General features: G+C 71.9%; 22 protein-coding genes. 14 read left to right on the plus strand and 8 right to left on the minus strand.

Going from position 1 to position 22,548, the window contains the following annotated elements; all coding sequences use genetic code 11:
- Positions 1–492 precede the first annotated feature (492 nt).
- The 3 genes from ACWD12_RS37190 (at position 493) to ACWD12_RS37200 (ending at position 3,740) form a co-directional block, all read left to right on the plus strand.
- Complete coding sequence (locus ACWD12_RS37190) at positions 493–1,836, plus strand: ammonium transporter (protein ID WP_450103308.1); 1,344 nt, start codon at positions 493–495, stop codon at positions 1,834–1,836.
- A gap of 94 nt (positions 1,837–1,930) precedes the next feature.
- Entirely contained in the window at positions 1,931–2,269 is a 339-nt protein-coding gene (locus ACWD12_RS37195; protein WP_358357935.1) for a P-II family nitrogen regulator, read from the plus strand.
- Between the two features lie 232 nt (positions 2,270–2,501).
- A complete protein-coding gene (locus ACWD12_RS37200; protein ID WP_450103309.1) occupies positions 2,502–3,740 on the plus strand; it encodes a low temperature requirement protein A in 1,239 nt (412 codons plus the stop codon).
- A gap of 10 nt (positions 3,741–3,750) precedes the next feature.
- On the opposite strand, the gene ACWD12_RS37205 is transcribed toward ACWD12_RS37200, so the two are convergent.
- A complete protein-coding gene (locus ACWD12_RS37205; protein WP_450103310.1) occupies positions 3,751–4,656 on the minus strand; it encodes a LysR family transcriptional regulator in 906 nt (301 codons plus the stop codon).
- Between the two features lie 137 nt (positions 4,657–4,793).
- Here ACWD12_RS37205 and ACWD12_RS37210 point away from each other — a divergent pair, with 137 nt between their 5' ends.
- On the plus strand, positions 4,794–6,008 hold the full coding sequence (locus ACWD12_RS37210) for an amidohydrolase family protein (RefSeq protein WP_358357941.1): 1,215 nt from the start codon (positions 4,794–4,796) through the stop codon (positions 6,006–6,008).
- On the opposite strand, the gene ACWD12_RS37215 is transcribed toward ACWD12_RS37210, so the two are convergent.
- Entirely contained in the window at positions 5,998–7,092 is a 1,095-nt protein-coding gene (locus ACWD12_RS37215) for an EamA family transporter (RefSeq protein ID WP_450103311.1), read from the minus strand. The genes ACWD12_RS37210 and ACWD12_RS37215 overlap by 11 nt on opposite strands.
- 73 nt (positions 7,093–7,165) lie before the next feature.
- Here ACWD12_RS37215 and ACWD12_RS37220 point away from each other — a divergent pair, with 73 nt between their 5' ends.
- From ACWD12_RS37220 to ACWD12_RS37235, 4 genes are all read left to right on the plus strand, one after another.
- A complete protein-coding gene (locus tag ACWD12_RS37220; protein ID WP_450103312.1) occupies positions 7,166–8,098 on the plus strand; it encodes a LysR family transcriptional regulator in 933 nt (310 codons plus the stop codon).
- 101 nt (positions 8,099–8,199) lie between these two features.
- Complete coding sequence (locus tag ACWD12_RS37225) at positions 8,200–9,114, plus strand: SDR family oxidoreductase (protein ID WP_358357946.1); 915 nt, start codon at positions 8,200–8,202, stop codon at positions 9,112–9,114.
- Positions 9,115–9,320: 206 nt separating this feature from the next.
- Positions 9,321–11,420 (plus strand): protein kinase domain-containing protein, encoded by a 2,100-nt coding sequence (locus tag ACWD12_RS37230; RefSeq protein WP_450103313.1) that lies wholly within the window; start codon positions 9,321–9,323, stop codon positions 11,418–11,420.
- Complete coding sequence (locus ACWD12_RS37235; RefSeq protein WP_450103314.1) at positions 11,421–12,542, plus strand: enoyl-CoA hydratase/isomerase family protein; 1,122 nt, start codon at positions 11,421–11,423, stop codon at positions 12,540–12,542.
- A gap of 62 nt (positions 12,543–12,604) precedes the next feature.
- Here the strand turns inward: ACWD12_RS37235 and ACWD12_RS37240 are convergent, their stop codons facing one another.
- Together ACWD12_RS37240 and ACWD12_RS37245 are read right to left on the minus strand one after the other, a co-directional pair.
- Positions 12,605–13,084, minus strand: coding sequence for a VOC family protein (locus tag ACWD12_RS37240; protein ID WP_450103315.1), 480 nt, complete (start codon positions 13,082–13,084; stop codon positions 12,605–12,607).
- On the minus strand, positions 13,081–13,953 hold the full coding sequence (locus ACWD12_RS37245; RefSeq protein ID WP_450103316.1) for a sigma-70 family RNA polymerase sigma factor: 873 nt from the start codon (positions 13,951–13,953) through the stop codon (positions 13,081–13,083). Before ACWD12_RS37245 ends, ACWD12_RS37240 begins: the two co-directional genes overlap by 4 nt.
- 170 nt (positions 13,954–14,123) lie before the next feature.
- Between ACWD12_RS37245 and ACWD12_RS37250 the strand changes: the two genes are divergently transcribed.
- Positions 14,124–14,537: a VOC family protein gene (locus ACWD12_RS37250; protein ID WP_358357955.1), complete on the plus strand. Its 414-nt coding sequence runs from the start codon at positions 14,124–14,126 to the stop codon at positions 14,535–14,537.
- Positions 14,538–14,708: 171 nt separating this feature from the next.
- Positions 14,709–15,143 carry a YdeI/OmpD-associated family protein gene (locus ACWD12_RS37255; RefSeq protein ID WP_450103317.1) on the plus strand — a complete coding sequence of 145 codons (435 nt, stop codon included), beginning with the start codon at positions 14,709–14,711 and terminating at the stop codon, positions 15,141–15,143.
- A 13-nt stretch (positions 15,144–15,156) separates the two neighbouring features.
- Here ACWD12_RS37255 and ACWD12_RS37260 read toward each other — a convergent pair whose 3' ends face one another.
- On the minus strand, positions 15,157–16,077 hold the full coding sequence (locus ACWD12_RS37260) for a nitroreductase/quinone reductase family protein (protein ID WP_450103318.1): 921 nt from the start codon (positions 16,075–16,077) through the stop codon (positions 15,157–15,159).
- 195 nt (positions 16,078–16,272) lie between these two features.
- Here ACWD12_RS37260 and ACWD12_RS37265 point away from each other — a divergent pair, with 195 nt between their 5' ends.
- The gene (locus tag ACWD12_RS37265) at positions 16,273–16,683 is read left to right on the plus strand and encodes a MarR family winged helix-turn-helix transcriptional regulator (protein ID WP_358358014.1); all 411 of its coding nucleotides are present in this window, start codon (positions 16,273–16,275) and stop codon (positions 16,681–16,683) included.
- 55 nt (positions 16,684–16,738) lie between these two features.
- Complete coding sequence (locus ACWD12_RS37270; RefSeq protein WP_450103320.1) at positions 16,739–17,362, plus strand: gamma carbonic anhydrase family protein; 624 nt, start codon at positions 16,739–16,741, stop codon at positions 17,360–17,362.
- A 7-nt stretch (positions 17,363–17,369) separates the two neighbouring features.
- Here ACWD12_RS37270 and ACWD12_RS37275 read toward each other — a convergent pair whose 3' ends face one another.
- Positions 17,370–18,167, minus strand: a complete 798-nt coding sequence (locus ACWD12_RS37275) for a VOC family protein (protein ID WP_450103321.1) — start codon at positions 18,165–18,167, stop codon at positions 17,370–17,372.
- A 262-nt stretch (positions 18,168–18,429) separates the two neighbouring features.
- On the opposite strand from ACWD12_RS37275, the gene ACWD12_RS37280 reads away from it, so the two are divergent.
- The gene (locus ACWD12_RS37280) at positions 18,430–18,792 is read left to right on the plus strand and encodes a hypothetical protein (RefSeq protein ID WP_450103322.1); all 363 of its coding nucleotides are present in this window, start codon (positions 18,430–18,432) and stop codon (positions 18,790–18,792) included.
- A 189-nt stretch (positions 18,793–18,981) separates the two neighbouring features.
- Positions 18,982–19,815, plus strand: coding sequence for an alpha/beta fold hydrolase (locus ACWD12_RS37285; protein WP_450103323.1), 834 nt, complete (start codon positions 18,982–18,984; stop codon positions 19,813–19,815).
- Positions 19,816–20,530: 715 nt separating this feature from the next.
- On the opposite strand, the gene ACWD12_RS37290 is transcribed toward ACWD12_RS37285, so the two are convergent.
- Together ACWD12_RS37290 and ACWD12_RS37295 are read right to left on the minus strand one after the other, a co-directional pair.
- Positions 20,531–21,490, minus strand: coding sequence for an electron transfer flavoprotein subunit alpha/FixB family protein (locus ACWD12_RS37290; RefSeq protein ID WP_358357971.1), 960 nt, complete (start codon positions 21,488–21,490; stop codon positions 20,531–20,533).
- 60 nt (positions 21,491–21,550) lie between these two features.
- A complete protein-coding gene (locus ACWD12_RS37295) occupies positions 21,551–22,312 on the minus strand; it encodes an electron transfer flavoprotein subunit beta/FixA family protein (RefSeq protein WP_358358016.1) in 762 nt (253 codons plus the stop codon).
- Positions 22,313–22,548 lie beyond the last annotated feature (236 nt).

Here is a 22,548-nt window from a genome sequence, read left to right on the forward strand (position 1 = left end):
TCCGGCGGTGCGGGCGCGGCCCCGCCGCCCCCTTCCGGGGTGCGCTTGCGGGTGGGTTTGTCGGTCGCCACGTCGCTCGTCACGCGGTCATCGTAGGGAGCGATGATCAGACCATCGGCCACACGGCACCGACATGCCCCGATTCACCCGAAAACATGACCGCCCCTCCGCCAAGGCCGCCGGGCCCTTCCAGAGGCGAAGTCCGATGACACGTGTACGTTTTCGGAGAATTACATCCGGTATGCGGTCTTCCAGTACGTCCATCGGAGACGTTTCGCGGATGTGTCGGCAGGGCCGTTCAGGTTTCCGCCACATGAGCGAAATCGCACAACGTGAGGACTCCGACACCGCTTGGCAATGCGGAAGTAACACGGCATCAGGTTGCGTAACGCGGGCGTAACTTCCGTGTGCGCGGGCGGAAACGGGGCGTCTCCACCCTGGCGTGAGCCTCGCGGTCGGCGGGGCGCCTGCCGACGGGAAGACGAGGGGCCGATGAACGCCGCCGCACTGCCGACGCAACTGGCCGCACCCGCCGAGATCGACACCGGGGACACCGCGTTCCTGCTGGTCGCCACGGCGCTCGTGCTGCTCATGACGCCCGGGCTCGCGCTGTTCTACGGCGGCATGGTCCGGGCGAAGAGCGTGCTCAACATGATCATGATGAGCTTCTCGGCCATCGCCGTGGTCACCGTGGTGTGGTTCGCGTTCGGCTACTCGTTCGCGTTCGGCGACGACCTCGGCGGCGGACTGCTGGGCGACCTCGGGCAGGTGTTCCTGCACGACGTCAAGCCGGGCTCGGTCACCGGCACGGTCCCCACGCTGGTGTTCGCGGCCTTCCAGCTCACCTTCGCGATCATCACGGTCGCGCTGATCAGCGGCGCGATCGCGGACCGCGCGAAGTTCCGCGGCTGGCTGGTCTTCTGCGCCGCCTGGGTGGCGCTCGTGTACGTTCCGCTCGCGCACTGGGTGTGGGGCCCCGACGGCTGGATCCGCGAGCAGCTCGGCGCGCTGGACTTCGCGGGCGGCCTCGTCGTCGAGATCAACTCCGGTGCGGCCGGTCTCGCGGTGGCTCTGGTGGTCGGCCCGCGCCTCGGCTTCCGGCGCGACCCGATGCGCCCGCACAACCTGCCGCTGGTGATGCTCGGGGCGGGCCTGCTGTGGTTCGGCTGGTTCGGCTTCAACGCGGGGTCGGCGCTCGGCGCCAACGGGATCGCCGCGCAGTCGCTGGTCAACACGCAGGCCGCGGCGTGCTCCGCGCTGCTGGGCTGGCTGCTGGTGGAGAAGAAGCGCGACGGGCACGCGACGACGTTCGGAGCGGCGTCCGGCGCGGTCTCGGGCCTGGTGGCGATCACCCCGTCGTGCGGTGTCGTGGACATGCCGGGCGCCCTGGCGATCGGCCTGGTGGCCGGCGTGCTCTGCTCGTATGCGGTGGGCTGGAAGCACAAGTTCGGCTACGACGACTCGCTCGACGTGGTCGGCGTGCACTTCGTGGGCGGCGTGGTCGGCACGGTCCTGATCGGCGTGTTCGCGTGGGACGGTGTGACCGGCGGTCCGCGCGGCCTGATGCACGGCGGCGGCCTGGAACTGCTGGGCAAGCAGGTGGTCGCGGTGGTGGTGGCCGCGGTGTTCTCGTTCGTGGCGACGTACGCGATCGCGACGGTCGTGGAGCGCACCGTCGGTTTCCGGGCGTCGGCGGACGACGAACAGGCCGGACTCGACCTGGCCGTGCACGCGGAGACGGCCTACGATCTCGGTTCGGTCGGCGCCGCGTCGCACCTGTCGAAGCCGGGATCGCCCAAGCCGCTTCAGGTGCGGGTCGAGGCCGACGACGAATGAGGGACCGCGGCACCGGTCCGGGCGCCGGCCCGGCCCCGGACACGGACCCACCGACGCGCCGCCGGACGACGGCTGACAGGACTGGCGAACACCCATGCGACTGATCACCGCGGTCATCAAGCCGCACCGGCTCGACGACGTGAAGTCCGCGCTCCAGACGTTCGGTGTGCACGGGTTGACCGTCACCGAGGCCAGCGGCTTCGGACGGCAGCGCGGGCACACCGAGGTCTACCGGGGCGCCGAGTACCGCGTCGACCTGGTGCCGAAGATCCGCCTGGAGGTCGTCGTCGAGGACGACGACGCGGCGCCCGTCATGCAGATCATCACGAAGGCCGCGCACACCGGGAAGATCGGCGACGGCAAGGTGTGGAGCGTGCCGGTCGACACGATCATCCGGGTGCGCACCGGCGAGCGGGGGCCGGACGCGCTCTGAGGCGCTGTCCCGCGGCCGGCGCCGACCGCGGCTCGCGGCCGCTGCCGACCGCGCTTCGCGACCGGCGCGGACTGTGGTCCGCTGCCTCCGCGTTGGTCGGATCGGGTGCTCTCCACCTTGATCGAGTGTCCAGTTCACGCGTGGCGTGGTCGGGTGGGCGTACGCAAACCCCGCCATGGGGGAAGGTGGGTCCCGACAACACGGTGCGGCGAGCGGCAAGGGGCTGCGAGGCATGGCGGACGAACGCCTGGTGGTGACGGCCGGAAGGCCCTGGAGTCGCGGTGCGGCACTGCGCGATCCCGCGGAGGCGCACCGCGCCGCCACTCCGCTGGAGCTCTTCTTCGACCTGTGCTTCGTGGTCGCGGTCGCGCAGTTGACGGTCCGTCTGGAGCACGCGTACGCCACCCACCACGTCGGCAGCGGGGTCATCAGCTTCCTCATGCTGATGTTCGCGATCTGGTGGGCCTGGATGAACTTCACGTGGTTCGCCACCGCGCACGACAGCGACGACGTGCCGTACCGGCTGCTGACGCTGCTTCAGATGGCCGGTGTGCTGATCCTCGCGTCGGGCGTCGAGGCGGCGTTCGACGAGGAGACGTACCGCATCGTCGTCGTGGGCTACATGGTCATGCGCATCGGGCTCGTCGCGCAGTGGCTGCGGGTGGCCCGGAGCCAGCCGTCGATAAGGGTGCGTGCGCACCGGTACGCGTTGGGCATCGGCCTCGTGCAGGTGGGGTGGCTCGCGCTGGTGGTCCCGGACTCGATCACCGCGTTCAAGATCGCGTTCATCCCGCTGATCCTGTGCGAAGTGCTCGTGCCGATCTGGGCGGAGCGCGCCGGCGCGGGCGTGCTGTGGCACGCCGAGCACATCGCCGAGCGCTACGGCCTGTTCGCGCTCATCATTCTCGGCGAGTCCATCCTCGCCGCGACCGTCGCGGTCAAGGACGCCACGGACGGGGGCGTCAGCGCCGCGATCATCACCGTCGCCGCGGGCGGGCTGGTCATCGCCTTCGCGTGCTGGTGGCTCTACTTCGACACGCTCGGCGGCGACGGGCCGGAGGACCAGGTGCGCGCGTTCACCTGGGGATACGGCCACTACGTCGTCTTCGGCGCGCTCGCCGCGGTCGGCGGCGGCCTCGCGACGGCCGCCGCGGCGGTGGCGGACCACGGGGACCACCCGATCCCGGAGCGTACGGCGTCCCTGGCCGTCGCGATCCCGCTCGCGCTGTTCCTGATCGCGGTGGCGGCGATCGCCCTGCGTGCGAAGGACAACTGCGGGCCGCGGCGCCTGCGGGACTGGACGATCGCGGCGGCGGTGATCGTGGTGGCGGGCCTGTTCCTGCCGCCGGCGGGGGCGACCGCCGCGGCCGGAGTGGTGGCCGGCGTGCTCGTCACGGTCGAGACCGTGGCCGCCCACCGCCGCTTCCGCGCGGCCGGCTCGGTGGGCGACCAAGTCGGCGCGGTGCGCTGAGCGCGGCGGCCTACAACTGCTCGGCGAGGTCGCTGTCCTCCGCGACCTCCTTGAGGCACCGCACCAGCAACTGCACGCCCTCACGCTCGCTGTCGGCCCGCCAGAAGGCCGTCACCGGCACGTCCGGCGTGCCGGTCAGCGGCACCTGGACGACCCCGCGCACCGGACGCTGACGCGCCCAACTTCGCGGCGAGATGCCGATGCCCTGGCGGTCGACGACCCGGGCGATGACGTCGTCCACGCTGCCGTACGCCTCGACGATCTCCGCCGCGCCCGCGCGCCGCAGCGCGTCGGTGACGCGCGCGTACAGGCGCGGGTGCGGGCCGCGGGGCCACACCACGACCGGCTCGTCGCCGACCAGGTCGGCCAGCTCGATGTCCTCCGCGGCGGCCTTCGGGTGGTCGGCCGGCAGCAGCGCGACGAAGGCGAACGTGCCGACCCGGGCCGACTCGAACCCGGTCCCCAGGTCCGGCATCCAGCCGATCCCGGCGTCGAGCACGCCCTCGCGCACATCGGCCACCTGACGGGCCGTCGGCTCGCTGGTCCACTGCACGCGCAGCTCGGGATGGCGTACGTGCAGCGCCGAGATGGCCGTCGACACCAGCGACGGACCGAGCCCCGAGGTATACCCCACACGCACCTGGCCGGCCTCGCGCGTGGCACGGCGGCGTACGTCCGCGCACGCGTCGTCGAGCAGCCGCAGCGCCTCGTCGACCTGGCGGCGGAACGCCTCGCCGACCGGCGTGAGGGTCACCGGGAGCGAGCTGCGGTCCACCAACCGGGCACCCAACTGCTGCTCAAGGCGGCGTACCGCCTTGGACACCATCGGCTGCGACAGGTACAGGCGCGCGGCGGCCCGGCCGAAGTGCCGCTCCTCGGCCACCGCGAGGAAGCTCCTCAGATCGCGCATTTCCATACCGCAAGGATATGCCCCTGCGGAATAACGTTAGCCGGGACTGGGGGCTTGGCCGCGGCGCGGCGAGCGGGTTTCCTGGAAGCGTCGAAAGCACATGCGACATTCCGCAGCACCCGGACGGACCAGGAGCCGAAGCCATGACGCTCGAGATTCCCCGCATCATCTCGGTGGACGACCACGTCGTCGAACCCCCGAACCTGTGGCAGGACCGGCTTCCGGCGAAGTTCAAGGACCGTGGCCCGCGCGTGGTGCGCGAGAAGGCGAAGTTCAACTTCGTCGGCGGCGTCTTCTCGTACGAGAAGGGCGCCGAGGACGGCGAGTGGTGCGACTGGTGGCTGTACGACGACCTGGTCTACCCGTTCCCCAAGCTCTCGGCGGCGGTCGGCTTCGACACGCTCGACGTGACGCCGGTCACCTTCGACGACATCCGTCCGGGCGCGTGGATCCAGTCCGAGCGCCTGAAGGACATGGCCGCGAACCACACCGACGCGTCCATATGCTTCCCCAACATCCTCCCGCGCTTCTGCGGCCAGGCGTTCTACGAGCGCCAGGACAAGGAGCTCGCGCTGCTGTGCGTGCAGGCGTACAACGACTGGATCATCGACGAGTGGTGTGCCGGTGACGGCAAGGGCATCCTCCTGCCGATGACGCTCATCCCGCTGTGGGACCCGGAGCTCGCCGCGAAGGAGGTGCGCCGCTGCGCCGCCAAGGGCTCGTTCGCGGTGGCGTTCTCGGAGAACCCGGTGCCGCTGGGCCTGCCGTCGGTGCACGACAAGGACCGCTTCTGGGACCCGTTCTTCCGCGCCTGCGAGGAGACGGACACGATCGTGTGCATGCACATCGGCTCGTCGTCCAAGATGCCCTCGACCTCGCCGGACGCGCCGTTCATCGTGTCGTCGACGCTGACCTTCCAGAACGCGATGGGCTCGCTGGTCGACTACATCTTCTCGGGCGTGCTGGACCGCTTCCCGAAGATGAAGATCGCGTACGCCGAGGGCCAGGTCGGCTGGATGCCGTACGTCCTGGAGCGTGCCGACAAGCTGTGGCACGAGCGCGACGACAACGACTTCGGCTCGTCGCTCGCGAACAAGCCGTCCTCGTACATCAAGGACCGCATCTACGGCTGCATCTTCGACGACGAGATCGGCCTCAAGAACCGCGACATCATCGGCATCGACCAGATCTGCTTCGAGGTCGACTACCCGCACGCGGACTCGACCTTCCCGCACACCCACAAGGTCGCGCTCGAGATCGCGACCCAGGCGGGCCTGACCCAGGAGGAGTGCTACAAGCTCTTCCGCGGCAACGCGATCAAGGCGTTCGGCCTGGAGCGGTTCGGCATCACGCAGTAGTAGCGGTAGTAGCGGTAGTAGCGGGGGGAGACGAGGAAGCCGTCGTCGGCGGGGCAGTGGCCGTGGCAGTTGTGGGGGCAGCAGTCGCGGCGGTGGTCGACGACGGAGCAGTCGAGGGGGCCGGGGCCTCGGGCACACGCCCGGGGTCCCGGCCGTCGGCGTACCCGGGCCGCACGGACGGGTCCGCCGTCGCGGCGCGCTTGCGGCGCACCCTGTCGGGCCGGGCGCCGAGCAGGCCGCTCACTCCCGCTATACCCGCCATGACCAGCGCTCCCCCGGCCCAGTCCCACCCGGTCGGGCGCTCGCCCAGCACGGCCGCGGCGGCGGCGATGCCGACGACCGGCACGAGCAGGCTGTAGGGCGCGACCGAGGAGGCCGGGAAGCGGCCCAGCAGGTTGTTCCACAGGCCGTAGCCGACGAACGTCGAGACGACCACGATGTAGCCGAGCGCCAGTACGCCCGACAGCCCCATGCCGGTGATCGCGTCGCGGTCGGCGGCCCAGCCCTCGAAGCCGAGGGACAGCGCGAACAGGGGCAGCGGCGCGACCAGCCCGGACCACACGACGAGCCCGAACCCGGCCTGGCTGCCCGCCTTGCGGGTGACCACGTTGCCCAGCCCCCACGACGCGCCGGCCGCGAGCAGCAGCAGGAACGACCCGGCCCCCGCGCTGTGGCCGCGCCCGACCGCGATGACCGCGAGTCCGGCCGCCGCGATGCCGAGTGCGACGAGGCGGCCGCGGGCCGGGCGTTCGCCGAGGAAGGCCATCGCGAACAGCACCGTGAACATCGCCTGGCACTGCAGCACGATCGAGGACAGCCCGGCGGGCATGCCCATGTGCATCGCGGTGAACAGGAAGCCGAACTGGCCGACACACACCAGCATTCCGACGCCCACGATGATGCGGACGGGGACCTGCGGCCGGGGTACGAGGAACACCGCGGGGACGGCCACCAGCGTGAACCGCAGCGCGGCGAAGAGCAGCGGCGGGAACGCGTCGAGGCCGTAGTCGATGGCCACGAAGTTCAGTCCCCAGATGACGGCGACGAGCGTGGCCTGCAAGGTGTGCGTCCGCTGCATAGGCATGCAGGTCAGTCTGAGCGGATTCATCATCCAAGACCAGCTACTTTTTCCGGACCCGATTCGGTAGTTTTCCTACATGGACATCAAACGCCTGCGCATCCTCCAGACGCTCGCGCGGTACGGCACGGTCGCCGCGGCCGCCGAGAGCCTGCACCTGACGCCGTCCGCGGTGTCGCAGCAGTTGGCGGTGCTGGCGAAGGAGGCGGGCGTACCGCTGGTGGAGCGCAACGGGCGCGGCGTGCGCCTGACCGGCGCGGCCCAGGTGCTGCTGACGCACGCCGACGCGATCGGCGTACAGCTCGAACGCGCCCGGGCGGACCTCGCGGCGCACGCGCGCGGCGGGGTCGGGCAGGCGCAGGTCGCGGCGTTCCCGACGGCACTCGCCTATCTGCTGGCCCCCGCGGTCGCCCGGGTGCGCACGACGCACCCCGGCTGGCGCTTCGCGATCACCGAGCACGAGACCGAGGACTCGATCCCCAAGGTCATCTCCGGCGAGCTGGACCTCGCGGTGGTCATGAACTCACCGCAGGTCCCGACCGCCGACCATCCCACGGTCGTGCTGCACCCACTGCTGAGCGAGCCGGTGCACATGGCGCTGCCCGTCGGCCATCCGCTCACCGACGAGGAGGTGCTCGACCTCGCCGAGCACCTGGTCGACGAGGAGTGGGTGCTCACCGCCGAAGGCACCGCGTGCCACGCGCTGGCGACGCAGTCGTGCGGGCAGGCGGGCTTCCAGCCGCGCGTGGGGCACTACGTCACCGACTTCGGCGCGGTGTACGCGGTGGTCGCGGCGGGCCTCGGCGTCGCGATGATGCCGCAGATGTCGGTCGCGTCGGCGCCGCCGGGCGTGGTGCTGCGCCCGCTGCGGGCGCCGGCGCCGCGGCGGCACCTGTTCGCGGCCGTACGCCGCGGCAGCGGGACGACCCCGCTCCTGCACGCGCTGCGTGAAGTGGGGCGCGAACTGGCCGGTTCCGATCACTGTGGCACCCCACATGACGCCGCCTTGTAGACCACCGCACGGTGTGCCCCGTTATCGTGGCGGCTATTGATTGAGCGTCAGCTAAGGACGCCCCGGAGGCCGGGGCGCACCCCTCACGCCAGGAGGACTGTATGGGCATCTGCGACGGTCGCGTTGTGGTGATCACGGGCGCCGGCAACGGCATCGGGCGCTCGCACGCGCTGGCATTCGCCGCCGAGGGAGCCAAGGTCGTCGTCAACGACCTCGGCGGATCGCGCGACGGTACGGGCGCCTCGGCCGGACCGGCGCAGGCGGTCGTCGACGAAATCGTGGCGGCGGGCGGCGAGGCGGTGGCGCACGCCGAGGACATCTCGACCTGGGACGGCGCGGAGTCGCTGATCAAGCTGGCGATCGACACGTTCGGCCGCATCGACGTGCTGGTCAACAACGCGGGCATCCTGCGCGACCGCATGCTCACCAACATGTCCGAAGCGGAGTGGGACGCGGTCATCAAGGTGCACCTCAAGGGCACCTTCGGCCCGGCGCACCACGCGGCGGCGCACTGGCGCACACTCGCCAAGGCGGGCGAGACCGTCGACGCGCGCATCATCAACACGTCGTCCCCGTCGGGCATCTTCGGCAACGTCGGCCAGACGAACTACGGTGCGGCCAAGGCCGGCATCGCGGCGTTCACCGTCATCGCGTCGCAGGAGCTGGGCCGGTACGGCGTCACCGTGAACGCCATCGCGCCCACCGCCCTCACCCGCATGACCGAGGACCTGGCGAACGTCGTCGGCGACAGCCCGGAGACGGCGGAGAAGCTGGCGCCGGAGAACATCTCGCCGCTGGTGGTGTGGCTCGGTTCCACCGCCTCGGCGGGTGTCACCGGCCGCGTCTTCTCGGTTGCGGGCGGCACGATCAGCGTCGCCGAGGGCTGGGCCAACGGCCCGACCGTCGACAAGGGCAGCCGCTGGACCCCGTCGGAGCTGTCGGACGTGATCCCCGACCTGGTCGCCAAGGCCGCCCCCAACGCGGGCATGGACGGAACGCGCCCCGTCCAGGGCTGACGCACCGTCACCAGTCGGCCCCCGGAGCGGATTGCGCCCCGGGGGCCGGCGCCTGCCCGGGCCCGCGCCGGCACGTCGGGGCGTGGCCGCGGTCCCGCCCGATCCCGGCCGATCCCCACCCGCCCCGGCCCCGTCCGGGGTGACCCGTCTCTGGCAGACTACGCGTCTCTGACGTGCAAACTCGGGCCGCAACGGGGGAATCGGGCATGTGGAGTCGCGGGACCGTGCTGGGCGGCCGGTACGCCCTGGCCGAACGGCTGGGCGCCGGCGGCATGGGCGAGGTCTGGCAGGCCGACGACCGCGTGCTCGAACGCCGCGTCGCGGCCAAGATCCTGCTGCCCACGCTGATGGCCGACGAGCGCTTCGCGGCGCGGTTCCGGCGTGAGGCCAAAGTCCTTGCGGCGCTGAGCCATCCGGGCATCGTGCACATCCACGACTACGGCGAGAGCGAGGCGGGGACGGATCCGCGCCTGGCGTACATCGTCATGGAACTCGTGGACGGGCGACCGCTCGACGCCGTCCTCACGGCCGAAGGGCCGCTGCCGCCAGAGCGCGTGCTCGACATCGCGGCCCTCTCGCTGGACGCCCTGCACGCCGCGCACCGGCGCGGCATCGTGCACCGGGACATCAAGCCCTCGAACCTCATGTTGCGCGCCGACGGCCAAGTGACAGTCACGGACTTCGGCATAGCCCACGCCACGGACGGGACCCGGCTCACCGCTTCCCACGCGGTTCTCGGAACGGCCCGCTACATCGCCCCCGAACAGGCCGAAGGCGGCCCGGCGGTCGCGGCCTCGGACCTGTATTCGCTGGGCGCGGTCTGCTACGAACTCCTCACCGGCCGCCCGCTGTTCACCGGCGCCAAGGTGCTGGAGATCATCCTCAAGCACATCAGGGAGCCCGCCCCCGAGCTGCCCGAGGAACTCCCTGAGCCGGTACGCGCCTTCGTGGCCCGGGCACTGCGCAAGGACCCCGCCGAGCGGTACGCGGACGCGGCGGCGATGGCGGCCGCGGCGCGTACGGCGGCGGGGGCCATGGCTGCCGATGCCGTGGCTGCGAGTGCCGTCAAAACGGACGCCACGGCCGTTGTTGCTCCAGCTGCCGCCTCGGCCGCCGTGGTTGCCGACCCGGCCCCGACCGATGCGACGGACCCGGTCGACGGCGTGGCCGTCACTGCGGGGACGACCGCCCCGACCGTCCCCGGCGCCGCGTTCGCCACGTCACGGGAGCAAACACCCGCGGTCACACCGGAGTCCGTGAAGTCGGCGGAGCCGGCAGAGCCGACGGCTGCAAAACCCGCGGACGCAAAACCGGCCGCCGCCGCGGTCGCATCGCCCGCAATCGCGTCGCCCGCGGTCCCGTCGCCCGCAGTCGCGTCGCCTGCGGTCGCGTCGCCTGCGACCGCCACGCCGACACCTCAAGGCACCCCGACCTCGTGGTGGAAACGGAACCGAATATCCGCGGCCCTGCTCGCCCTCGCCCTCCTCGTGGCCGCCGTCGCCACCGTGCTGTTCATCTCCTCGGGCCCCGGCGAGGCAGGCGCCGACGACTCGGCGGGCCGGCAGCCCGGGGACGGGAAGGTCGCGGCGGACGCACCGGCGGGCGACAGCCCCGCACCCGGCAGCCCCGAGACGTCCCCTGGTGCCGCCTCGCCGTCACCGAGCCCCGGCAGCGGCACGCCGCCCCCGGGCGCGTCCGGCACACCTCAGGGTGCGGCGAACCCGCCGCCGGGCGGCGTCGCCCCGAACGCCTCCGCGGCACCGCCCAACGGCGGCCAAGGCAACCCCACCGGCGGTGCCACGAAGGGCGGTTCCGGCGGTGCGTCCGGCGGCAGCGGCGCCCCGAACAGTCCCAAACCGCCGACCTCGGCGCCCCCGGCCAAGCCCGGCACGCCGCCCGGCTGCGGAGGCGCGGGCTGGGGGCAGATCACCAGCGTGCGCGACGGCCTCGCACTCGGCCTCGACAAGAACGAGCCCACGGCGGGGGGTTTCGTGGTCATGGGCGGCACCACGCAGTACGGGTGGGTGTACTCCGTACCCTCGTCGTGGTCCAACTTCACGACCTGCAATCTCGACGGCCACCCGCTCGAAGTCGTGGCGAGCTACCCCAGCTCGGGCGAGGTGCGCCTGGTCGACGGATTCTCGGTGACCACGAACTGGAAGGTGGTCAAGGCCTCCACCGCCGGTGCGCACCTGATCCAGGACTACATGGGTGAGACGTGTCTCACCAACAACGGCGGCGGCCAGCGGGTGACGATGAAGGCATGCACGCCCGGCAACAAGTCACAGGAGTGGCGGATCCCCTAGATGCCCGCAGCGCAGCAGACGCCCGCAGCACAGCCTGTCCCCCGAACCGTCCGGCCAGACGAGCTGCCCGCCGAGCCGGACCTCCTACACCCGGTCGTCACCCCGGCGGGACCCCCGCGCGGGGCGGACGTGCTCACGATCGTCGACCTCGACGCGGGTGCGCGCGACCCGGACGCCGTCGCCCGGGCCCTCGCCGGCTCGACCCGCCTGACCATCGGCATCGCCCGCGAACCCTGGGACGACGCCCTGCAACCCGTCGTCGAGGCGCTGACCCTGACCCTGTGCCTCCCGGCTGTCGCCGCGCCGGGCCGCGCGCACGTCCCGGTGCCCGACCCGGCCGCCGCCGCTGCCGAGATCGCCGCCGCAGCGGACCGCACGCCGCGCGCGGCACTCGCCCTCGGGAACGTCCTGCGCATCAACGCCCGTCTGCTCGACGCCGCCGGGAGCCCGTGGACGCGCGGTGTGGAGGACGCCGTGGCGACCGAGTCACTCGCGTACTCGGCGCTGCTCGCGGGCCCCGAGTTCGCGGCCTGGCGTACCGAGCATCCGCCGCGTCCCGAGCCCCCCGTACCGCCCGACGCGGTCCTGCTCGACCGCGAAGGCGACCTCCTGCGCATCACCCTCAACCGCCCCGACCGCCGCAACGCGCTGGGGCACGGCCTGCGGGACGCCCTGATCGACGGCCTCGACGTGCTCGCCGCCGACCCGGCGCTGCGCGCGGAACTCCGGGGATCGGGACCGTCGTTCAGCAGCGGCGGCGATCTGGACGAGTTCGGCACCGCGGCCGACCCGGCGACCGCGCACGTGGTACGCCTCGCCCGCAGCGCAGGTCTGCGCGTGCACCGCGACCGCGAGCGCATCACCCCCTACCTGCACGGCGCGTGCGTGGGCGCGGGCATCGAGGTCCCGGCCTTCGCGGCCACGGTCGTCGCGGCCGCGGACGCGTGGTGCCGGCTCCCGGAGTTGTCCCTCGGGCTCATCCCCGGCGCGGGCGGAACGGCGAGCGTCACCGCCCGAATCGGCCGCTGGCGTACGGCCTGGATGACCCTCACCGGTGCCCGGCTCACCGCCCGCCACGCGCTGGCCTGGGGCCTGGTCGACCGCCTCGAAGAACCCTCCTGAAGGTTCCGGGGTTCCGGGATTTCGGGGCTCAGGGAAGGTTCTTCCGAGGCCCCGCCGCCCGGTCAGCTCGTTTCGTGGTCGGTGGCGGTCCGTGCCCGGCGCGGGGCGGGTGGCGGTAGTGCCCGCGTCGGCTGGGTGAACCGCAGGATGTTGCCGGAGGGGTCGAGGAACGCGCAGTCGCGGACGCCGTCGGGCTGGTCGATGGGTTCTTGCATCACTTCGGCGCCGGTGGCCTCGATGTGCCGGAAGGTGGCGTCGCAGTCCCCGGTCGTGAAGATGAGGCGGCTCAGGAGGCCCTTGGCCAGCAGCTCCCCGATCGCGTGCCGGTCGTCCGACGGGACACCGGGGTCGGTGTCGGGCGCGGCGAGGAGGATCCGTACGTCCGGCTGTGACGGCGGGCGGACGTGTATCCGCCGGCCGCCGTCGGGCCCGACGTCCTCGCACACTTCGAAGCCGAGCACGTCCCGGTAGAAGCCGAGCGCGGCGTCGACGTCGTGCACCGCGAGGGCGCAGGACGCGAGCGTGAGATCCGTCCCGGTCACTGCTGCTCCCGGCGGTCGGCGGGGAGGAGGACGACGTCGAGGTCGCGGAGCCGGCCGGGGTCGGTGTCGACGGCGATGCGGGTGATCTTCCCTTCGGCGACGGTGAAGGTGATGACGGCGTTTGCTCGGCCTCGGTGCCACCAGACGGCTGCCGGGGCGCCGTCGACCAGGGCGAGCCGGGCGGCCTGGGCCCGTCCGGCGAAGAACGCGGCCACCGCGTGGGCGCCGCGGATCTCGAGGGCCACGGCGTCCGGGTCGAGCAGTTCGAGCAGGGCGGCGAAGTCCCCGTCCCGGGCCGCGGCGAGGAAGGCGGCGACGATCGCCCGTTTGGGGGACCGCGCGGCATCGGTCGCGTCGGCCGTGCCCTGGACCCGGCGCCGGGCGCGGCTGGCGAGTTGCCGGGTCGCCGCCGGGGAGCGGTCGATGATGGCGCCGATCTCGGCGAACGACACGGCGAAGACGTCGTGTAGGACGAACGCGAGCCGCTCGGCGGGCGTCAGCGTGTCCAGCACCACCATGAGCGCCACCCCGACCGCATCGGCCGTCACCGCCTCGTCCTCGGGGGTGGCCGGTCCGTCCGGGTGGGGGCTCGGGTGCGGCGCCTCGGGCTCGGGCGGCAGTGCCCCTGCCGCGTCCTCACGCCGCACCCGGCGTGCTTCGAGCATGTTCAGGCAGACCCGGGCCACGATGGTGGTCAGCCACGCCCCCGGGTTCTCCACCTGGTCGGTGTCGGCGCGGCCGACCCGCAGCCAGGCCTCCTGCACCGCGTCCTCGGCCTCCGCGCGGGAGCCCAGCATGCGGTACGCCACCGCCTGGAGGCGGTCCTGGTGCTCGGCGAACCGTGCGCTCAGCCAGTCTGGCTCGACCATCCGTCACATTCCTCCGTTCGTGCCTGTCATAGGTAATGACCGGCGAACCCGCCCCGATGTGACGGGCGGGCCCCGGCCCGCCGTCCGCCGGGACGGCGCGCGGAACCCCAGGCACCGCGCGGAACCCCCCCCAAGGCACCGCGCGGCCCCCAAGCACAAGGAGTCACGGCATGAAGGCGCACGTCAGCTCGATCCTGCTCGGCGTCCAGGACATGGATCGGGCCAAGCAGTTCTACACCGAGGGGCTCGGCTGGAAGATCAAGGACAACTACGGCGTCTCGGTGTTCTTCGAGTCGGACGGTGCCTCGCCGGTCGGCTTCTACGGGCGTGAGGGCCTGGCGGACCAGGTGGGCACGGGCGCGGAGGGAACCGGCTTCAGCGGGCTGGTGCTCACGTACGTGGTCCGCAGTGAGAAGCGGGTCGACGAGATCATGGCGGAGGCCGAAGCCGCCGGGGCCACGGTCCTCAAGCCGGCCGGCGCCCTGCCCTGGGGCGGGTACGGCGGCACCTTCGCCGACCCGGACGGGTACATCTGGAGCCTCGGCTTCAGCGCCCAGGGAACGGACCAGCTCTACGCGGAGTAGTCCCGCACGCGGTGGCTGTCGGCCTGCCGGGCTGTGACCCGCGGACGCCCGGGACGGCACGGCGGGCCGCTGCCGTCCCGGGCGTCCGCAACGGAGACAATCAGGCGGAGCGGTCGGCCGGATCCGGGGCGGGCCGGCAGCACAACGGGGCAGAACAGTGGGAGAGAGACCGTGAAGTTCCAGACGTACGTCGAACCGCCCGAGCCCATGCGCGGGCTGGAAGTGCCGCCCGACGTGGTGGAGGCGCTCGGCGGCGGCGCACGGCCGCCGGTGACGATCACGGTCAACGGGCACACCTGGAAGAGCCGCGTCGCCATCCTGCGCGGCCGCCATCTGCTCGGCCTCAGCAACGCCAACCGGCAGGCGGCGGGTGTCGAGATCGGCGAGCCGGTGGAGGTCGAGGTCGAACTGGACACCGAGCCGCGCACCGTCGTCGAGCCCGAGGACTTCGCCCGGGCGCTGGACGACGACCCTGTCGCCCGCGCGGCGTACGACAACCTCTCGCACAGCCGCAAGCGCGAGCACGTGCTCGCCATCGAGAGCGCGAAGAAGCCCGAGACGCGCCGACGGCGCATCGACAAGGCCATCGCCGCCCTGCGGGGCTGAACCCCGGTGCCGCTCAGCTCGGCCGGGGCTCCGAGGCGGCCGACCGGCCCGACGGGTCGAGGCCGAGCGTGGGGAGGAGTTCGGCCTCTTCGAAGGCGAAGTGCCGGTCGAGGTCGGCGGCCAGGGTGTCCAGTTCGGCGCGCAGGGTGGGGACTTCCTCGCCGCGGGCGATGCGGTGGGCGAGGGACTCGATGGTGCGGAGGGCGGCCACGACGCCGCGGTGCTCTTCGCGCAACTGGTCGAGTGTCGGCTTGAGTTCGGGGTACGCGGCCTCGATCGCGGCGAAGGCGGTCCCCTCGCCGTCGTGGTGGGTGCCGAGCGCGGCGCAGAACCCGAGGCAGTGGGCCGCCAGGCCGGCCGGCCGTGCGCCTGCCGGCAGTGCGGCGTCGCCCCGCAGTGCCGCGATCACCGCGCGCAAGTCGGCGTGGGCGGCGAGGAGTTGACGCCCGGCAGCACGGGCGCGCTCCGGATCGCCCGCGAAGTCGAGGCGGAGCAGTGCCACGACGGGGATGACGCGCTCGGTGCCGGCCTGGTAGGCGGCGTACGCCGGCACCCGCTCCCCCTGCAACGCGTAGAGCCGGTCCCGTTCTTCGCCCTCCAGAAGTACCGCTGTGCCGGTGAACGCCTCGATGCCGGAGGCGTCTTCGTACGGCACCTCCACGGTCACGCGCGGCGACGCCAGGAGGTTGTGGTACCAGAACGGGTGGGTGTCCTGCCCGGCGTTGGAGGCGAAGACGAGGAGGCGGTGTCCCTCCCGGAGGTAGCCGAGCGGCGTGGTGTGGGAAAGGCCGCTGCGCCTCCCCTGTGTGGTCAGCAGGAGCAGGTCGGCGCCCTCGAACATGCCTCCGACGCGGCCGCGGTTGGTGCGGAACTCGCGGATGACGGCCTGGTTCCATTCGGCGGGGGTGGTCGGCTCGGTGTGCTGCCCGGTCATGGGGTGCCCTCCCGGTATCGTCGGCACGACGAAACAGACTTTGCTTTGCAAGCAAAGCACCTTTGATGGCAAAGCTATTTTGGAGGGCTCCCGGTGTCAAGCGACCGCACGGCCACGCGCTCGGACGATGCCGCCGGGCCCGCTGCCCCCGGGAACCTGGGCGTCGACGACGCGATCCGGACGCTTTTGCTGCTGATGCCGCGCATGGTCGGCCGGGCGAAACGCCTCGCGGTCCCGGAGGAGCTGCGCTCGTCCGCGCTGGCGCCACGGCACCTGTCGCTGCTCGCGTACCTGCTCTTTGACGGCCCGATGACGGTCAACGAGCTGGCGGGGCGCCTGGAAGTGGCCCCTGCGACGGTGAGCCTGATGGTCGGCGACCTCGACAAGAAGGGCATCCTCGAACGCACCTCCGATCCGGCCGACCGCCGCCGCACGATCGTGAGTATCACCGAAGCCCGGCGCCCGGCGATCGAGGACTGGCTCGGGCAGAGCGCGAGGGCCTGGCGTACCGCGCTGGCGCCGCTGACCGACGCCGAGCGGGCACTGTTCACGAGCACGCTCGCGGCGTACGAGCGGGCACTGTCGGACCCCGAAGACGCGACCTGACGACCCATCAGCAAAACTGGACGGGCCCGACCCCGCGTACGGAACGGAGGCCGCCATGGCCCGCGTGTACGAGATCGACTCCGTGGTCCCCGTCATCGACCCGACCGCGTTCGTCCACCCCGACGCGGTACTGGTCGGCGACGTCATCATCGGCCCGCGCGCGTACATCGGCCCGCTGGCCAGCCTGCGCGGGGACTTCGGCCGCATCACCGTCGGTCCCGGCGCCAACGTCCAGGACGGGTGTGTCGTGCACTGCTTCCCCGGCACCGACACCACCATCGAGGAGGACGGGCACGTCGGCCACGGCGCAATCCTGCACGGCTGCCATGTGGGCCGCGGCGTCCTCGTCGGGATGAACGCGGTGGTGATGGACGGAGTACGCCTGGGCGACTACGCGTTCGTCGCGGCCAACACCTTCGTCAAGGCGGGGACGGTCGTCCCCGAGAAGCACCTCGTCGCCGGCACTCCCGGCGTCGTGACGCGCGAGCTGAGCGAGACGGAACTCGCCTGGAAGGCCAACGGCACGCACGTCTACCAGGACCTGGCCGTACGCTCCCTCGCGAGCCTGCGCCCGGCCGAGGCCCGCACCGAAGTCGAGCCCGACCGCCGCCGGGTCAGCACCGACCCGTCGGTCGCCGTACCGCTGCACACCTACCGCGAGACGCACGCCAAGGACTGACTCCGCGTCACATACCGTCCGGCAGCGCGCTCTTGATGACGTCAAAGCGTGCGCCGAAGGGGTCGGCGAGCATCGCCATGCGCCCCACGCCCGGCAGATCGTCGGCGGCCACGATCACGGACGCGCCGTTGCCGACCGCGCGTTCGACGGCCGTGTCGCAGTCGGCGACCTCGAAGTACGGGTACCACTGCGGCGCGGCGTCGCTGCCCGGCACGCCCGGCGGCAGCGCGACGATGCCGCCGGACTCGCCGTCCCCGCCCGCCTGCGCGGCGGGCGTGATCACCGTGTAGTCGATGCCGGGCACCGGAGCGGTGCCGAACTGCCAGGCGAACACGGCCCCGTAGAACTCCGTCGCGGCCGCGGTATCGGCCGTCAGCAACTCGGTCCAGGCCAGCGACCCAGCCGAGTCGACGACCTCCAGCCCTTTGGTGTCGCCCGGCTGCCAGGCCGCGAAGCGCGCACCCGCGCGGTCGGCGTAGTGGGCCGTGCGGCCCGCGCCCGGCATGTCCGACGGCGGGTGGAGGACGGTGCCGCCGGCCTGCTCGACGGCCTTGGTCAGCGCCTCCACATCGGTGGTGTGGAAGTACAGCGTCCACGCCGCCGTGTCGTCGGCACCCCGGCACGGACCCGCCGCCGCGGCTATCCGGCCGCCGAGCCGGAACATGCCGTAGTTTCCGGCCGCCTCCCCCCGCGACTCGAACTCCCACTCGAACACCGTGGAGTAGAAGGCCGCCGACGCGTCGACGTCGGGGGACGCGAGGTCGACCCAGATCGGCGAGCCGGGGGTGTATTGCGTGGTGAGCATCAGAGTCCTCCAGAGAGACGGCCGTCCGCGTTATTCGAACAATTATTCGATCAAACGCCGGTGATCGCCAGCGGATCGCCGCTTTCCGGCCAGATCCGCGGCTGGCGGGGGTCGGACGTGAGACCGGTTACATCTGCCCCGAAAGACGTTTAAAACACCTTTGCCGGTGACCTAGGCTGCAACGGACACCATCCGAGCACCGCGCGAGTCCCGCCCGCCGGCGCGCGTCGGACCTCCGCCCGCGAGCCGGAAGGGCAGCGCCTTGATACTCCCCGCCACGATCTGCTTCGCCGCGCTCGCGATCCTCACCCTCATCGCCGCCGCGACCGGCTACCGCGGCCTGGTCTGCGACCGCGACCGCGGGTACCCCGTACCCGACCACGTCGCCCGCACTCCCCACCTCGCCCGGCGCGCGAACCAGAGCGTCGCCTTCTGGTGCACCGGCACGGCCGTACTGAGCGTCGCGCCGCTGTTCCCCCTCGTCCGCATGCTCACCGACGGCATCGAGGGCCAGCACCTCACGGTCAGCTCGGTCGCCGTCCTCGTGGCGTACGGCGCCCTCCTCGTCGCCATCGGCCGCCTCCCCTTCGCGCTCATCAAGCGCTACACCGCCGAGCCCGCGTAACCCTCTCCCGGCACCCGGCCGCAACTGCGGCACGCACAGTCGGTCGGTCCACCAACCCGGTGACGCACAGGGTTGGTCCGCGGGTGAAGGAGGCACTGGTCCCCGTACAACGCAGTGCCCGGGGCCCCGCCTATGCGAAGGCCCCGGTCGCGCCGCGGACGAGAGGTTCTCGCGCCCGAGGAGACAGCGGTGATCTGGACACTGGACGAGGAGTTCGCCACGCCCCAGGGGACGGTGCGATGGGCGGCCTTCGGCAGCGGCGACCCGGTGGTGCTCGTGCACGGCACCCCCTACTCCTCGCTCCTGTGGCGTGACATCGCTCCGGCACTCGCAAATACCCGCAGAGTCTTCGTCTTCGACCATCTCGGCTTCGGCCGGTCGGACCAGCGCGAGGGCCAAGACCTCGGCTTGGCGGCGCACGCGAGGAACTTCGCCGGCCTGCTCGACCACTGGAGCCTGTCCCGTCCCAGCGTCGTCGCCCACGACATCGGCGGCGCGGTGGCCCTGCGGACCCTGCTGCTGGAAGGCCGGGAGTACCGGGACCTGACTCTGTTCGACGCGGTGAGCGGCGGCGAATGGGAGCGCGGGCTGTTCCGGCTCATCCTCGAACACGCCGACGTCTTCCGCGAACTGCCGGACTACGCCCACGAAGCGCTCGTCGCCGCCCACATGCGGCATGCCACACACGCCGGGTTCCGGCCGGGAGTCCTCGAGGCGTTCCTCGCCCCGTGGCTGGGCGCCGACGGGCAGGCCGCGTTCTACCGCCAGTACCGCCAGATCAGACAGGCGGACACCGCCGCGTACGAAGACCTGCTCGGGGAGATCTCGATCCCAGTACGCATCATCTGGGGACGCGAGGACCGCATCCTTCCCCCGAATTACGCCGAATGGCTGCGCGAGCGCATCCCGCACGCCGAGTTGCACTGGATCGAGGGAGCGGGCCACCTCCTTCAGGAGGACGCAGCCGCGCAGTTGTCGGCCCACCTCACCGCCGGCTTCCCGCCTGACCTCAACGGCGGTTGAAGTTCGATGATCGTTCCGGAGCGGAACCTCGGGGACCGCCGCGATGCGAAGTGCCGAGAACCGGGTGGGCGATGCCGTCGTCAGTGGTCACGTGGATCGAGGAGCAGTCGCACGAGCTGACCGCGCGCGAGGGTTTCCGGTCCGGGGCGTTGGGGGGGTCGACGCCGGGAGGCTGGGCCGGGACGTCCACATCGCCACGGGCGCCGGGGACCCGCGCGAGCTGCGCACACGACCGTCGGCGACCCGCGTACGCTCCCCCGTCCGAATCCGCCGAGAGCACCGCAACCTGGGCGGATACCTGCGCCGGAGCCTGGGCGGGGGCTACCGGTCGGTCGGCCTGACCCTGGGCCGCGGCTCGGGCGGTCGGGAACCGCCCGCTCCGGACGGCCACCTGGCCGACGCCGTGCTGGACGAGGCTTCGCGCGACCGGGCCGGGTATCTGCCGGACCTGCGCGCGCGGCGCAGCCGGAACCCGTTCGCCGCCGGCTGGACGCCCCGGCCCGGACGGGTCCGACCGGTCCGAGGGAGCCAATCGTCGTCCGATGTGACATCGGTGTGCGGCGGCCTGTCCCGCGAAGTGCCGCCGCGGCAGGCGGTGTTCCGCGACGCGTTCACCCGCTCGGCCGCGGCCGGGACGCGTTCGGCCCCCGGCCTTCCCATGGGGTCACGGGTAGGCCGGGGGCCGAATCAGGAGCCGGAGATCCGGGCGCGGGGACTACTTGCGCTTGTTGATCTCTTCCTCGAGCTGCGGCATGACCTTGAACAGGTCGCCGACGACGCCGTAGTCGACCAGGTCGAAGATCGGGGCGTCCTCGTCCTTGTTGATCGCGACGATGGTCTTCGAGGTCTGCATGCCCGCGCGGTGCTGGATCGCGCCGGAGATGCCCACCGCGATGTAGAGCTGCGGCGAGACCTGCGTACCGGTCTGGCCGACCTGGTGGCTGTGCGGGTACCAGCCGGCGTCGACCGCGGCACGCGAGGCGCCGACCGCGGCACCGAGGGCGTCCGCGACGCGCTCGATGACGACGAAGTTCTCGGCGCCGTTCACGCCGCGGCCGCCGGAGACGACGATGTCGGCCTCGGTCAGCTCGGGGCGGTCCGACTTCTCGCGCGGCGCGCGCGAGACGATCTTGGTGCCGGTGGCGGCGGCCGAGAAGGTCACCGAGACGGACTCGACCGTCGGCGTGGCCGGGGCCTCCTCCGGGGTGGCGGCGTTCGGCTTGACCGTGATGATCGGCGTGCCCTTGGTGACGTGCGCGCGGACCTGGTACGTCGCGGCGAACACCGACTGCTCGGTCTCCGGGCCGTTCTCACCCGCGGTGACGTCGACCGCGTCGGTGATGATGCCGGACTCCAGACGCACCGCGACGCGCGCGCCGATCTCGCGGCCGTCGTTCGACGACGGCACGAGGATGGCGGCGGCACCGCTGCTCTGCGCGATCTGCGCGAGCGCTTCGGCCTTGGGGACGACGAGGTAGTCGTCGACCTCGGCGGCGTCCACGACGTACACCTTCTGGGCGCCGAAGCGGCCCAGGGTCTCGGTCGCGGCGTCGGCGCCCTTGCCCAGGAACACGGCCGACGGCTCGCCGATGCGGCGGGCCAGGGTCAGCAGTTCCAGGGTCGGCTTGCGTACGGCTCCGTCGACGTGGTCGACGAGAACGAGGATCTCACCCACTGAATCTCTCCTTGTCCGGTGTAGCCCGGAAGATCAGAAATAGGTCCGGTGCTGCCCGACTCAGATGAACTTCTTCGCGGCGAGGAACGCGGCGACCTGCACGCCGCCCTCACCCTCGTCCGTCACGACCTCGCCCTTGCTGCGCGGCGGACGCGCGGTGGCGGCGTCGACGGTCGACCACGCGGCGGACAGGCCCACCGCGTCGGAGTCGATGCCCAGGTCGTCGAGGTCCTTGGTCTCCAGCGGCTTCTTCTTGGCCGCCATGATGCCCTTGAAGGACGGGAAGCGGGCCTCGCCCGTGCGGTCGGTCACCGAGACGACGGCCGGCAGGCTCGCCTCGACCTGCTCGGTCGCGGCGTCGCCCTCGCGGCGGCCCTTGACCACGCCGCCCTCGACCTTGACCTCGTCCAGGAAGGTGACCTGCGGTACGCCGAGGCGCTCCGCCAGCATCGCCGGGACGACGCCCATGGTCGCGTCGGTGGAGGCCATTCCGCAGAGGACCAGGTCGTACCCGGCCTCCTCGATCGCCTTGGCGAGGATCAGCGAGGTGCCGAGGGCGTCGGTGCCCTGGATATCGTCGTCGTTGACGTGGATCGCCTTGTCGCCGCCCATCGCGAGGGCCTTGCGCAGGGCTTCCTTCGCGTCGTCCGGTCCGACGGTGAGGTACGTGATCTCCGCCTCGGCGCCCGACTCGACGATCTGCAGCGCCTGTTCGATCGCGTACTCGTCGAGTTCGGAGAGGAGGGAGTCCACCGACTCGCGGTCGGTGGTGCCATCGTCATTGAACCCGCGGTCCGCGGTGGCGTCGGGCACGTACTTCACGCAGACAACGATTTTCACAACAGTTCTCCTGTGGTCGTCCGGTCACCCAGGTGCCGGTCCGAGGGTGTCATGCCCGTCCGAAGACGCCGCTATGGCCCCACCCGCGACTGCTCGCGACGCTTGCCGCCGGGGTGTTCGATCACTCCGGCATCATTGCATCACCGCAGGTGTGCGCATGTACGCCCTCCTCGCGAGGCATGACGGCTCCGGCCCCTTCGGTCCTGCGATGTCTGTCC

This window comes from Streptodolium elevatio (genome assembly GCF_053592165.1).